This window comes from Corynebacterium sp. HMSC30G07, from assembly GCF_001806945.1.
GTDB classification, from domain to species: Bacteria; Actinomycetota; Actinomycetes; order Mycobacteriales; family Mycobacteriaceae; genus Corynebacterium; species Corynebacterium riegelii.
In genome coordinates this window covers 1-11,971 of sequence record NZ_KV786456.1, presented here as the reverse complement: position 1 = coordinate 11,971, position 11,971 = coordinate 1, and the positions used below count along the sequence as shown (strand labels likewise).

Below are 11,971 nucleotides of genomic sequence, written 5' to 3'. Positions count from 1 at the left end.
GAGAAGGTGGGGGAGTTAGCGAGCAACGCGGCGCTGGCCGCGGTTGTCCTCATCCTCATCCTCATCGTCCCAGTTGCCGTAGTCGGCATAGTCGGCGTAGTCGCCGTACTGGTCGTCCACCTCATCGTCGTCCTCGGCCCAGCCTCCTGGGACCTGCGCTGCAAGCTCACGTTGCAGGGAATCGAGGTCCATTTCCGGAGAGTTGTACTTGAGCTGGCGAGCTACCTTGGTCTGCTTTGCTTTGGCGCGTCCGCGGCCCATGGCGTGACCCCCTTGAGGTGCTATTTATCTAATCGTATTTGTCCTGCCAGACATAATAGCGGGTGCCACCAAAAAATTCCCCTCCGCCCATCTACCTGCGCGGATTCACGCCGCTGCGGAGTTTGTCAATGGCGGCACGTCCTGCGCGCTCACCTTCTTCGGCGGGCAGGGAGTCTGGGTCAACGTTGGCCGCCACGCCGGAAATATCGAGGGGGACGGCGGGGTCTGTAAGCGCAGAGCGTTTCACCAGCGCCAGCGCGATGGGGCCGTAGTCGGCGTCTTGGACCACGGTGCCCAACTGGCCAACCTTGCGGCCGCCAAGCGTGATCTCGGCACCAGGGGCGGGCAGTTCGGGGGCGGAGCCGTCGAGCTGCAGCATCACCAATAGGCGTGGTGAACGGCCGAGGTTTTCCACACGCGCCACGGTTTCCTGACCCCGGTAGCAGCCTTTGTGCAGGTGGACGGCGCCGAGGTGATCGCCACGCCCGATGAGGGTGGGCGCTTCGTGGGGGATGGAGCGCTCATCAAGATCCACACCCAGCTCCGGCTCGACCGCGCGAACGCGGGCCGCGGTGTACGCCATCAAACCTGCAACGCGACCGCCGTTGGCCTGCCACGCGTCCAGGGTGGGGGTGACGGTGGTGGGGGATAACAGGGCGTCGTGAAGCAGAAAGCTCCCGAAACGGCGGGTGCGGGTGGCAACGGCGCCGTCGAGCGGCCGGCCGAAGGTGGAGACCAGTACGAGGTCGGTTTCCTCGATGGTCACGTCGGACCAAAAGACCATGCGTTGCAAAAATTCAAGGAACGACGCCTTTTGCTGCGGCAACATGTCCAGGTAGAACGTTGAGCCGTCAAACATCACGCCAACGTGGTGCAGGATGTGGCCCTGGGCGTTCAAATCAAGCGCAAAGGCGCCGAAACCGGCGGCAACATCGTCGAGCTTCTGGGAGAGAAGGTTGTTCAAAAACGACGCGGCATCAGGGCCGGAAACGGCGATGACGTCGTGATACGAGCGGTCAATCAGCGTCGGCGTGTCAGCCAACGCACGCTGTTCAGCTAAAGGATCCCCGAAGTGGAGCGCAACGTGCGTCTCCGGATCAGCAACGGCACCAGGAAGATCAATAGAGAACATTCGAGTCACGGCCCCGATCATAAGGGCATAATGGGTAGATATGTCACTCCTAGCGCCAGAACCCGTCATCTACCTGGTAGAGCCCTACGGCGGATCCATCCGCAGACAGAACCCGAACACGCCGCACGTGTTTTGGGACGACGCAGCCGTCACGCGCGGAGACGGTGTATTTGAAACCATCCTGATCCGGAACGGCAAACCGAGAAACGTGGAGCGTCACCTGGAGCGGTTTGCACGTTCGGCGGAAGCGTTGGAACTGCCGGTGCCGGATAAGGAGCACTGGCTGAAAGCCACCGAAGAGGCGGTGGCGGATTACGTTCGGGAGCGCGGCGGCAACCCGAAGGAAGTCAAGGAAGCCAAATGCACCTGGACGCTTAGCCGCGGCCGGGAGACCACAGGTGTGGCCACCGCCTGGCTGACCGTGCGCGATATCGACCCTGATGTGCGCAAACAGCGCGACAACGGCGTGAAGGTAGTGACCACCCCGCGCGGGTTTGTGGCGGATCCGGAAGTGCCGTGGATGGTGGGGGAGGCGAAAACGCTGAACTACGCCGCGAACATGGCGGCGCTGCGCTGGGCGCGCGAGCAGGGCGCTGATGACGTGATTTACGTGGAGCGCGAGACCGGCCGTGTGCTGGAAGGCGCCACAAGTACCGTCATCATGCTGAAGAAAGGCGGACGCATGCGCACCCCGGCGCCAGGGCCGGGGGTGATGGCCGGCACGACGCAGGCGGCGCTCTTCGCGCTCGCTGAAAAGGAAGGCTTCAAGTGCAAAGCCAAAGACATCTATATCAACGAGCTGTTGAAGGCGGAGTCGGTGTGGCTCGTGTCGTCGACACGCACGTGCGCACGCGTGACCCACATTGATGGCATGAAGCTTGCCACCCCCGAAAATGAAGCGGAGATCAAAGCGCTGATCTCCGCCGCAGCACGCTAGCGCTAGCCGGCGATGCGCTTGAGCTCTGCCGACATGTACGGCACCAGCTCGCCGTCGACCACGCGCTCGTCCACCCAGCCGAGGTTGTTGTTGGGCATCAGGCCGTAGAGGCGGCGTCCCGGGCCGTGGTGTGCAGGGCCGGTTTCGGTGGCGATGGTGGATGCAGATTCCAGCTGCCACGCGCGCTCATTGCGCATGCTGCCGTAGAGGATCTCCACCAGGCCGCGCGGGTTGGCCAGTACAACCTCAATTTCGTCCTTTTCGGAGATGCGCCAAAAACCGAGTTCACGCTGCTCCGGGCCGGTTGACTCCCCGTTTTCATCCAGGCGCCACATGCGGGAGTCAAAGCGCAGGTAGTTGCCACCGTCGTGGGAGAAGATCAGCTGCTGGCCAAAGGCGTATTCTTCGCCCTGCTCGTTGATTTGGCCGCTGCCGTGCCAGACGCCGACGAGGGGGAGGAGGGCCAACAGGCCGTCGTGAAGCGAGGGGCCCTGGCGCAGGTTCGCGGTGTCGTCTTCCAGCGGGAACTCTTCGAAGCCGAGGCCCGGGATGTTGCGGTGCGCGGTTGCTTTGGATTGTTCGGCGGCGAGGTTGACGGCGTCGCTGCCGTTGAGCTTGTCGTTTTGGTTCTCATTTTCAGTCATGCACTCAAGGGTAGCCTGGCACCATGACTGACTACTTAGAGCTTGTGCAAGCTGCGGAAAACCACGACGGTGTGGCCCCGTTGTCGGAGGCGTTCCTGCGCGGCCTGGATGGCGATTATGCACGCTTCACGGTGGATGGCGGCTTGGCCCTTGCAGCCCCGGACGGCAGTGTTGAGCTTGTCGTGCACCCTGATTGCCGCAGGCAGGGTAAGGCGAAGGAGCTTTTCAGGCTTATCGACGCCAACGTCAACCACCCCAAACTGTGGGCCCACGGCAACCTGCCCGCGGCCCAAGCCACAGCGGAGTCTTTAGGCCTGCGGCCGGTGCGCGAGCTGCTGGTGATGTCCATCGGTGCCGATCAGGTTAGCCGCGGCCCGGTTGAGCTTCCGGAAGGCTTTGCAGCGTTGACGTACGCGCAGGCCGTTGAGCGTTTCGGGCGCGAGAGCGTGGAGCAGGCGTGGCTGGATGTAAACAATGACGCTTTTGATTGGCATCCCGAGCAGGGCGGTTGGGATCTGGCGCGTTTGCGCAGCGCAATGGACACCGACTGGTTTGATCCGGCAGGCGTGTGGCTGCTGTACAAGGGGGAGCAGCTGGCAGGCTTTCATTGGACGAAACGCCACCCCGGAAACGTCGGCGAGGTGTATGTCATTGGCCTGTCTTCAGCCCATCGGGGGGAGGGGTTGGGGGTACCGCTTTTGCAGTTGGGGTTGGAGTCCCTCTTGGAGGGTGGATCTACGCAGGTCATCCTCTATGTTGAGGCCGATAATGAGCCTGCTGTGAAGCGATATTCTCAGGCTGGTTTCACAATTGCTGAATCACATGTGATGTACCAGAAATAGGCCGATACGCTGCGGATATGTTTGCGAGGAGCGCGTGTTCACTGATTGTTCACTTGGCACGCAACCCTCGGTTAACCATGAGGTTCTACGTTTAGCAGCTGTGAGTAATCGGAGGCGCTGTGTGCCGAAGGCGTACAGCCCGCGCCGATTCTCTTTGAACGAGCTACCAATGACCTGAAAGGTTATCCCGTGATCCGCAACATCAAGCGCACCGCCGCAATCGCTGGCGTCGTTGCAGTTTCCTCTGTCTCCCTCGCTGCTTGCAACAGCTCCGACGACACCGACACCGCTGCTACCGAGACCGCTGCTGAGTCTTCGGCTGCCGAGACCCAGGCTGAGGGCTCTGAGACCGCAGCTGCTGGCGACTACGTACTGTCCGGCGAGACCGGTGCACTGGTTGCTGAGGGCGCTTCCTCCCAGCAGAAGGCAATGGACTACTTCGGCGAGATCTACGCCAAGGAAGTTCCGGGCGCCAACCTGGCATACAACCCGTCCGGCTCCGGTGCTGGCCAGAAGAACTTCATTGCAAACCAGGTGAAGTTCGCTGGCTCTGACTCCCCGCTGAAGGACGAGCAGGTTGAGGAAGCTGCCGCACGCTGCGGTGGCAACGAGGCGTGGCACCTGCCGTTCGTTATCGGCCCGGTTGCAATTGCCTACAACATCGACGGTGTTGATGAGCTGAACCTGACCATTGACAACATTGTTGACATCTTCCAGGGCACCATCACCAACTGGAACGACCCGGCTCTGGCTGAGTCCAACCCGGACGCAACCCTGCCGGATCTGCCGATCCAGGTGTTCTTCCGCTCTGACGAGTCCGGCACCTCCGACAACTTCCAGAAGTTCCTGGCTGCCGCTTCTGATGGCAAGTGGACCGGCGAGGGCAAGGCCTTCCCGCAGGAAGTTGGCACCGGCGCTAACGGCTCCACCGGTGTGGCACAGGAGGTTAACGCAACCAACGGTGCAATCACCTACGTTGAGGCTGGCTTCGCTGACAACAAGGCAAACATCGACTTCGGCCACGGCCCGGTTGAGCTGAACAAGGACACCGTTGGCAACGCTCTGGCCAACATGGATTTCAAGACCGAAGGCCACAACATGGTGGTTGACGCGGATAAGCTCTTCGCTTCCGATGCGGCTGACTCCTACCCGCTGATCCTGACCACCTACGAGATCGTCTGCTCCGCTGGCTACGACGAGGCAACCTCCAACCAGATCAAGGACTTCCTGAACCTGGCACTGGACCACCAGGACGATGAGCTGGAGGCTGAGGGCTTCATCCCGGTCACCGGTGCTCACGCTGAGCGTCTGCGCGAGGCTGTCAACGCAATCCAGTAAGACGAGTCAAAGCGTGCAGTCTTTGACCGTCTGCTCACCGCGCTAGTAGCGCGGATGGCGAGTGCGCCCCCCACGACATTCGTCGATTGGGGGGCGTACCTATGCAGGAAGTTTCTACTCGGCGCGGCAACCGCGCCCCATAGGCTTTTGTTCTCATCCAACTAAAGGAACTGCGAATTATGGCTGACAATGACCTGTCACCAAACACTGATCCGGTAGTGCAGCGCTCCACCGCAACTCCCGTTATGCAGGGCGATGACCAGCAGGACGCGAATGCATCTGCTATCACAACGTCCGGCCGTGGCGCTGGCGCGAAGCGTCCCGGTGACCGAGTGTTTGAATTTCTCTCCACGATCTCCGCAACCCTGATCACGGTGTTGGTGGCAGCGGTTGGTCTCTTCCTGCTTCGCCAGGCAATTCCACCACTGTCCCGTAATGAAGGCGGTGTGCTTGGGTTCTTCACTTACGGCGGACCGTGGAGCACCTCCGACTTGGAGAACATGCAGTTCGGTATCCCGAACCTGTTCTTCTCCACGCTGACCATTTCGCTGATCGCGCTGATTCTTGCGATGCCGATCGCGCTTGGTATTGCACTGTTCTTGTCCAACTATGCGCCGAAGTCCCTGGTGCGCCCGCTGGGCACGCTGGTGGACATGCTTGCCGCTGTTCCTTCGATCGTGTTCGGTCTGTGGGGTGCGCAGGTGCTTGGCCCGAAGCTGGGCAAGTTTTACGACTGGATCAACAGCTGGGGTGGAGAGTTCTTCCTGTTTGCCACCTACCAAAACTCCCCGCCGTTCTCCACGGCGCGCAACGTGCTTACCGGTGGCATTGTGCTGGCGATCATGATTCTGCCAATCATCGCGGCAACCGCCCGCGAGGTGTTCGTGCAGACCCCTCCAGGCCAGATCGAGTCCGCCCTGGCGCTGGGCGCTACCCGCTGGGAAGTGATCCGTATGACAGTCATCCCGTTCGGCTGGTCCGGCTTCATCGCCGGTGCCATGCTGGGCCTGGGCCGTGCACTGGGTGAGACCATGGCGCTGTACATGGTGGTCGCACCTGCGAACGACTACCGCGGTTCGCTCTTTGACGGCGGCACTACCTTTGCTACCGCAATTGCAAACGCCGCAGCGGAGTTCAACAACCCGATCAGTGCTGGCGCCTATATCGCCGCTGGTTTGGTGCTGTTCATCCTCACATTCATTGTCAACTCGATCGCTCGCGCGATTGTGAACAAGAGCAAGTAGGCAGGAGGAGCAAACACAATGTCTACCGCTATCTCAAGCCAGAATCCCAGCGCAGGCGCGCCGAGCACGTCGGCCAACGCAACGCCGTTCACCCACATCTCCAGCGGGCGTAAGACCACGAACTCCATCATGGGTGGCGTCATGTGGTTCTGCATGATCCTGGCGCTGATTCCGCTGCTGTGGGTGCTGTTCACCGTGCTTATTAACGGCTGGAAGGTCGTTGTTGACCCAGCCTGGTGGACCCAGGACATGGTCGGTGTCCGCGCTTCCAAGGAAGGCGGCGGCGCAGCCCACGCAATTGCCGGTACGCTGCTGCAAACCTTCGTTGCTTCCGTGTTCTCCATCCCGGTGGGTGTGTTCACCGCGATCTACCTGGTGGAGTACTCCAACGGCAACAGGCTGGGCAAGTTGACCACCTTCATGGTGGATATTCTCTCCGGCGTGCCGTCTATTGTTGCGGCGCTGTTCATCTACGCGCTGTGGATCACCATCCTGGGCCAGCAGCGTTCGGGCTTCGCCGTGTCCTTGTCGCTGATCCTGCTCATGATCCCGGTTGTTGTTCGCAACACTGAGGAGATGCTGCGCGTGGTTCCGATGGATCTGCGTGAGGCTTCCTACGCGCTGGGCGTGCCGAAGTGGAAGACCATCGCACGCATTGTCCTGCCAACCGCGCTGTCCGGCATTGTCACCGGCATCATGCTGGCAATTGCACGCGTCATGGGCGAGTCCGCCCCGGTGCTGATCCTTGTGGGTTCCAACCCGGCGATGAACCTGACCCACATGTTCAACCAGCCGCAGTCCTCGCTGCCGCTGTTCATGCTTGACATGTGGAAGACCGGCGCCACCGGTCCGGCGAATGAACGCCTGTGGGGTGCGGCGCTGACCCTGGTGATCATCGTTGTTGCACTGAACCTGCTCGCCCGCTTCATCGCAGCCAAGTACTCGGTGAAGAAGAAGTAACCCGCCGTAACACCTTCGAATTACAGGAGAAATACTGATGTCCAAGCTTTCGTTGAAAGACGTCAACATTTACTACGGCGACTTCCACGCCGTGCAGAACGTGAACATGGAGATTCCGGCCCAGGCCGTGACCGCGTTCATCGGCCCGTCGGGCTGCGGTAAGTCCACCGTGCTGCGCACCATCAACCGCATGCACGAGGTCATCCCCGGTGCCTCGGTGAAGGGCGAGATCCTTTTGGACGGCCACAATATCTACGGCAAGGGCGTCGACCCAGTGTCCGTGCGCAACACCATCGGCATGGTGTTCCAGAAGGCCAACCCGTTTCCCACCATGTCCATCCGTGACAACGTGGTTGCCGGCCTGACCCTGTCTGGTGAGAAGAACAAGAAGAAGCTCGACGAGGTTGCCGAGCAGTCCCTGCGTGGCGCGAACCTGTGGGACGAGGTCAAGGACCGCCTGGACAAGCCGGGTGGCGGCCTTTCCGGTGGTCAGCAGCAGCGTCTGTGCATCGCTCGCGCGATTGCGGTCCGCCCGGAGGTCCTGCTTATGGACGAGCCGTGCTCCGCCCTCGACCCCATCTCCACCCTGGCCGTTGAGGATCTGATCCACGAGCTGAAGGAAGACTTCACCATCGTGATCGTGACCCACAACATGCAGCAGGCTGCGCGTGTGTCTGACAAGACGGCGTTCTTCTCCCTGGAGGCAACCGGCCGACCGGGCCACCTGGTGGAGTTCAACGACACCACCAAGATCTTCGAGAACCCGGACCAGAAGGAAACCGAAGACTACATCGCCGGTCGCTTCGGCTAAATGCTCCAGCGAAACCATTTCGTAGCTAGGGTTCGTAGCTAGGGTTTTACCCCTAGCTACCGCTCGGCGGTCGCGATGAACGTCAGTTGGCGGGCGATGCTGACACAGTGGTCAGCAAAACGCTCGTAGAAGCGAGAAATCAGCGCGGTATCAACAGCGTGGCAGTTTGTGTACTGCCACGCTTCGCTTTTTGCGGCGTCGGTGAGTTCGGCGGAGATGGTGTCGATGACATCGTCAGCGTCGTCAAGCGAAAGCTCCTGTGTGCCATCCGTAATCATGGCGCAGACCCGCTCGGCCATGGTGTCGGCGGCCTTGGCCATATTCATCACCAGCGGCACTATTTCTGCGGGCAGTGTGGGGGAGGGGTGGTACTGGCGCGCGATTTTGGACACAGATTTGGCCAGCGAACTCATGCGCATCAGATCCTGGCCAACATGGATGTACGCAAGCACCTGGCGCAGCTCCGTAGCCACCGGGGTTTCACGCGCAAGGAGCTGCAACGCGCGGTCTTCACACCTGCGGTGGATATCCCCCAGCGCATCGGACTCCGTCATCGCGCCTTCGGCAGCCTCAAGATCCTGATCCGCCAAGGCCTGCGAGGCGTGGCGCATGCTCTCCCGAGCAAGCTTGGCCATCGCGACCATGTCCTCGGTGTAGTTGCGCAGTTCATCGCGGTACACCAAGCGCAGCGGCACCGGGTCACGCCCGAAGCCTGTGCTATCCACCATTGTTTTCTATCTCCGCTCCTTCCGGAACTGTCTCATCTTCCGGATCATCCAACCACCCCTCAGGCAACGAGACCTTGGAGGGCGAGCCCTGGCGGCCGCGCGCATCATCAGCATTGTCGGCTAGCTCTGTGGAATCAGCAATCGTGTCCAACAACGCCTGAAGCTGTGTCAGCGACGTGACTTGTGCAAGCTGCTTACGAAACTCTCCGCCCACCGGGAAACCGCGCAGGTACCAGCCGGTGTGCTTGCGAATGTCACGACACGCGTGGTCCTCACCATCGTGCTGGGCAAGCAGTTCTGCGTGGCGGTAAATAATGCGTGCTACTTGTCCCAGCGTGGGCTCTGGTGGCACGTCCTCGCCGCGCAGCTGGGCGCCAAGCTGTGCAAACAGCCAGGGGCGGCCAAGGCAGCCGCGGCCGACCTCAACGCCATGGCAGCCGGTTTGTGCCATCATGCGCGCCGCGTCCTCGGCGGCGAAAATGTCGCCGTTGCCAATCACCGGCACGTCGGTGCCGTCCATATGCTCCACCAGGCGCGCAATCTCATCCCACTGTGCGTTGCCGGAGTAGCGTTGGGCCGCGGTGCGTGCGTGCAGCGCAACAGCCGCAGCGCCCTCCTCGGCGGCGATACGGCCGGCATCGAGGTGCGTGTGGTGGTCATCATCAATCCCGATGCGGAACTTCACCGTCACCGGGATATCGGTGCCTTCGGTTGCGGCCACCGCTGCGCGCACGATGTTGCCGTACAGCCTGCGCTTGTATGGGATTGCCGACCCACCGCCACGCCGAGTCACCTTGGGCACCGGGCAGCCGAAGTTCATGTCAATGTGGTCTGCAATATCTTCGTCCACAATCATCCGCACCGCTTCGTACGTGTATTTCGGGTCCACGGTGTATAGCTGCATGGAGCGAGGGCGCTCCACGTCGGCGAAGGTGGTCATGTGCATCGTCTTTTCGTTGCGTTCCACCATTGCGCGCGCGGTGATCATCTCGCAGACGTAGAGTCCGGATGCTGTGCCGGTGAGCTCCTGCTCAATTTCGCGGCACAACACGCGAAACGGCATGTTTGTCACCCCCGCCATCGGAGCAAGGATGACGGGGGAGTTTGTCTCAATTTCCCCTATACGCATAGCTGCCCATTTTCCCATGACTCACACTTTCGGGGGTAGGACTTTTTGCTTTTCGACGTTCGTCCGGTGCGTTATAGGTCACAATAGGGACGCACTGTAACTAATCGGTTATTTCCGGCACCGCGCCGGGGTGAGTAACCGGTACTTATGAAGAGAGAGGGATCACATGAGCGATCGCATCGCCTATGCAAAACTGCGTGACAAGGTCATGACTGCCGAAGAGGCAGTTCAGTTTGTCAACCACGGCGACAAGGTTGGTACCTCCGGCTTTACCGGCGCTGGCTACCCCAAGGCCATGCCGGCAGCAATCGCAGAGAAGGCCAAGGCAGCGCACGCCAAGGGCCAGGACTTCTCCATTGACCTGTACACGGGCGCTTCCACGGCACCGGAGTGCGACGGCGTGCTGGCTGAGGCAAACGCGCTGCGCTACCGCATGCCGTACCAGTCTGACCCGCAGATGCGTAACAAGATCAACGCGGGCGAGATGAAGTTCCAGGACATCCACCTGTCCCACTCCGGCATGATGGTGGAGCAGGGCTTCTTCGGTGAGGTTGACCTGGCAATTGTTGAGGCCGTCCGCATTACTGAAGAGGGCAACATTGTCCCGTCTTCCTCCGTGGGTAACTCCGTTGAGTTCCTCAACGCCGCCAAGAAGATCATCATTGAGGTCAACTCCTGGCAGTCCGAGGAACTTGAGGGCATGCACGACATCTGGACCGTGCCGGCGCTGCCGAACCGTATTCCGATCCCGATTGTGAAGGCTGGTGACCGTATCGGTACCACCTACATTGAGATTGATCCGGAGAAGGTTGTTGCCGTCATTGAGACCAATGACCCGGACCGCAACGCCCCGTTCAAGGCGCCGGATGAGGTTTCCGAGCAAATCGCTGGCAACTTCCTCGACTTCCTGGAGAACGAGGTGAAGGCTGGCCGCCTTACTTACGACGGCTACGTGATGCAGTCCGGCGTAGGCAACGTCCCGAACGCCGTGATGGCGGGCCTGATGGACTCCAAGTTTGAGAACATCCAGGCATACACCGAGGTCATCCAGGACGGCATGGTTGACCTGATTGACGCAGGCAAGATGACCGTTGCCTCCGCAACGTCGTTCTCCCTGTCGCCGGAATACGCAGAGAAGATGAACAATGAGGCGTCGCGCTACCGCGAGTCCATCATCCTGCGCCCGCAGTCCATCTCCAACCACCCGGAGGTCATCCGCCGCACGGGCCTGATCGCGTCTAACGGCATGATCGAGGCGGACATCTACGGCAACGCCAACTCCACCCACATCAACGGCTCCCGTCTGATGAACGCGCTGGGCGGCTCCGGTGACTTCACCCGTAACGCCTACATCTCCTCGTTCATCTCCCCGTCTGTGGCTAAGGACGGCGCGATTTCTGCAATCGTGCCGATGGTCTCCCACGTTGACCACACGGAGCACGACGCAATGGTGTTCATCACCGAGTACGGTGTGGCCGACCTGCGTGGCCTGGCACCGCGTGACCGCGTGGCAAAGATGATCTCGATTGCGCACCCGACCTACCGTCCGCTGCTGGAGGAGTACGTCGAGCTGGCATCCAAGTGCAAGTACCAGGCAACGCCGCACGACCTGCGCCACGCTTTCGACTTCCACACCCGCATTGAAGAGACGGGCACGATGCTGAAGTAGGACTGCGTTCCTGACTCGCATCATCCGCGGGTAGTCCGCGCCCCGATTACCGGCATGCGTCGGCGGGGCGCTAGGATATCCGCGTCGGGCCTTTAGCTCAGCTGGTAGAGCTACGGACTTTTAATCCGCAGGTCGCGGGTTCGAGCCCCGCAGGGCCCACCGTGATGCCCCGGTTAACGCCGGGGCATTTTGCGTACCTGGGGGTTTGTGGGCTTAAGGGACATTTCGTGTGGATTTGCGGCTTAAGGGACATTTCGTGTGGATTTGCGGCGTGTC

At 60.8% G+C, this 11,971-nt stretch carries 12 protein-coding genes and 1 tRNA gene; 8 read left to right on the top strand and 5 right to left on the bottom strand.

The window, feature by feature from the left end:
- Positions 1-15 precede the first annotated feature (15 nt).
- Together HMPREF3104_RS04075 and HMPREF3104_RS04070 are read right to left on the bottom strand one after the other, a co-directional pair.
- On the bottom strand, positions 16-261 hold the full coding sequence (locus HMPREF3104_RS04075; protein WP_052206216.1) for a DUF3073 domain-containing protein: 246 nt from the start codon (positions 259-261) through the stop codon (positions 16-18).
- Between the two features lie 91 nt (positions 262-352).
- Positions 353-1,393 (bottom strand): CAF17-like 4Fe-4S cluster assembly/insertion protein YgfZ, encoded by a 1,041-nt coding sequence (locus HMPREF3104_RS04070; protein WP_070494508.1) that lies wholly within the window; start codon positions 1,391-1,393, stop codon positions 353-355.
- Positions 1,394-1,433: 40 nt separating this feature from the next.
- Between HMPREF3104_RS04070 and HMPREF3104_RS04065 the strand changes: the two genes are divergently transcribed.
- Positions 1,434-2,330: an aminodeoxychorismate lyase gene (locus tag HMPREF3104_RS04065; RefSeq protein ID WP_070494507.1), complete on the top strand. Its 897-nt coding sequence runs from the start codon at positions 1,434-1,436 to the stop codon at positions 2,328-2,330.
- A gap of 2 nt (positions 2,331-2,332) precedes the next feature.
- Here the strand turns inward: HMPREF3104_RS04065 and HMPREF3104_RS04060 are convergent, their stop codons facing one another.
- Positions 2,333-2,974, bottom strand: coding sequence for a heme-binding beta-barrel domain-containing protein (locus HMPREF3104_RS04060; protein ID WP_052206220.1), 642 nt, complete (start codon positions 2,972-2,974; stop codon positions 2,333-2,335).
- A gap of 23 nt (positions 2,975-2,997) precedes the next feature.
- Here HMPREF3104_RS04060 and mshD point away from each other — a divergent pair, with 23 nt between their 5' ends.
- The 5 genes from mshD to pstB all read left to right on the top strand — a co-directional run bounded on the left by mshD (position 2,998) and on the right by pstB (position 8,169).
- The gene (gene mshD / locus HMPREF3104_RS04055; RefSeq protein ID WP_070494506.1) at positions 2,998-3,816 is read left to right on the top strand and encodes a mycothiol synthase; all 819 of its coding nucleotides are present in this window, start codon (positions 2,998-3,000) and stop codon (positions 3,814-3,816) included.
- Between the two features lie 189 nt (positions 3,817-4,005).
- The gene (gene pstS / locus HMPREF3104_RS04050; RefSeq protein WP_070494505.1) at positions 4,006-5,154 is read left to right on the top strand and encodes a phosphate ABC transporter substrate-binding protein PstS; all 1,149 of its coding nucleotides are present in this window, start codon (positions 4,006-4,008) and stop codon (positions 5,152-5,154) included.
- Positions 5,155-5,333: 179 nt separating this feature from the next.
- Positions 5,334-6,398: a phosphate ABC transporter permease subunit PstC gene (gene pstC, locus HMPREF3104_RS04045; protein WP_070494504.1), complete on the top strand. Its 1,065-nt coding sequence runs from the start codon at positions 5,334-5,336 to the stop codon at positions 6,396-6,398.
- Positions 6,399-6,416: 18 nt separating this feature from the next.
- Complete coding sequence (pstA, locus tag HMPREF3104_RS04040) at positions 6,417-7,358, top strand: phosphate ABC transporter permease PstA (protein ID WP_052206228.1); 942 nt, start codon at positions 6,417-6,419, stop codon at positions 7,356-7,358.
- A gap of 37 nt (positions 7,359-7,395) precedes the next feature.
- The gene (gene pstB / locus HMPREF3104_RS04035) at positions 7,396-8,169 is read left to right on the top strand and encodes a phosphate ABC transporter ATP-binding protein PstB (protein WP_052206230.1); all 774 of its coding nucleotides are present in this window, start codon (positions 7,396-7,398) and stop codon (positions 8,167-8,169) included.
- 56 nt (positions 8,170-8,225) lie between these two features.
- On the opposite strand, the gene HMPREF3104_RS04030 is transcribed toward pstB, so the two are convergent.
- Both HMPREF3104_RS04030 and dusB read right to left on the bottom strand, forming a co-directional pair.
- The gene (locus HMPREF3104_RS04030) at positions 8,226-8,897 is read right to left on the bottom strand and encodes a phosphate signaling complex PhoU family protein (RefSeq protein WP_083278922.1); all 672 of its coding nucleotides are present in this window, start codon (positions 8,895-8,897) and stop codon (positions 8,226-8,228) included.
- Positions 8,887-10,026 (bottom strand): tRNA dihydrouridine synthase DusB, encoded by a 1,140-nt coding sequence (gene dusB, locus HMPREF3104_RS04025; protein ID WP_141738119.1) that lies wholly within the window; start codon positions 10,024-10,026, stop codon positions 8,887-8,889. Before dusB ends, HMPREF3104_RS04030 begins: the two co-directional genes overlap by 11 nt.
- 166 nt (positions 10,027-10,192) lie before the next feature.
- Between dusB and HMPREF3104_RS04020 the strand changes: the two genes are divergently transcribed.
- Entirely contained in the window at positions 10,193-11,695 is a 1,503-nt protein-coding gene (locus HMPREF3104_RS04020; protein ID WP_070494502.1) for an acetyl-CoA hydrolase/transferase family protein, read from the top strand.
- Positions 11,696-11,781: 86 nt separating this feature from the next.
- Positions 11,782-11,854: transfer RNA gene (locus tag HMPREF3104_RS04015), tRNA-Lys, on the top strand.
- The last annotated feature ends 117 nt before the right edge of the window (positions 11,855-11,971 follow it).

Coding starts and splice junctions, on each gene's coding strand:
- HMPREF3104_RS04075 (WP_052206216.1), bottom strand. CDS start 261: ATGGGCCGCGGACGCGCCAAAGCAAAGCAGACCAAGGTAGCTCGCCAG.
- pstA (WP_052206228.1), top strand. CDS start 6,417: ATGTCTACCGCTATCTCAAGCCAGAATCCCAGCGCAGGCGCGCCGAGC.
- HMPREF3104_RS04060 (WP_052206220.1), bottom strand. CDS start 2,974: ATGACTGAAAATGAGAACCAAAACGACAAGCTCAACGGCAGCGACGCC.
- HMPREF3104_RS04020 (WP_070494502.1), top strand. CDS start 10,193: ATGAGCGATCGCATCGCCTATGCAAAACTGCGTGACAAGGTCATGACT.
- pstB (WP_052206230.1), top strand. CDS start 7,396: ATGTCCAAGCTTTCGTTGAAAGACGTCAACATTTACTACGGCGACTTC.
- pstC (WP_070494504.1), top strand. CDS start 5,334: ATGGCTGACAATGACCTGTCACCAAACACTGATCCGGTAGTGCAGCGC.
- HMPREF3104_RS04070 (WP_070494508.1), bottom strand. CDS start 1,393: ATGTTCTCTATTGATCTTCCTGGTGCCGTTGCTGATCCGGAGACGCAC.
- HMPREF3104_RS04030 (WP_083278922.1), bottom strand. CDS start 8,897: ATGGTGGATAGCACAGGCTTCGGGCGTGACCCGGTGCCGCTGCGCTTG.
- HMPREF3104_RS04065 (WP_070494507.1), top strand. CDS start 1,434: ATGTCACTCCTAGCGCCAGAACCCGTCATCTACCTGGTAGAGCCCTAC.
- dusB (WP_141738119.1), bottom strand. CDS start 10,026: ATGCGTATAGGGGAAATTGAGACAAACTCCCCCGTCATCCTTGCTCCG.
- mshD (WP_070494506.1), top strand. CDS start 2,998: ATGACTGACTACTTAGAGCTTGTGCAAGCTGCGGAAAACCACGACGGT.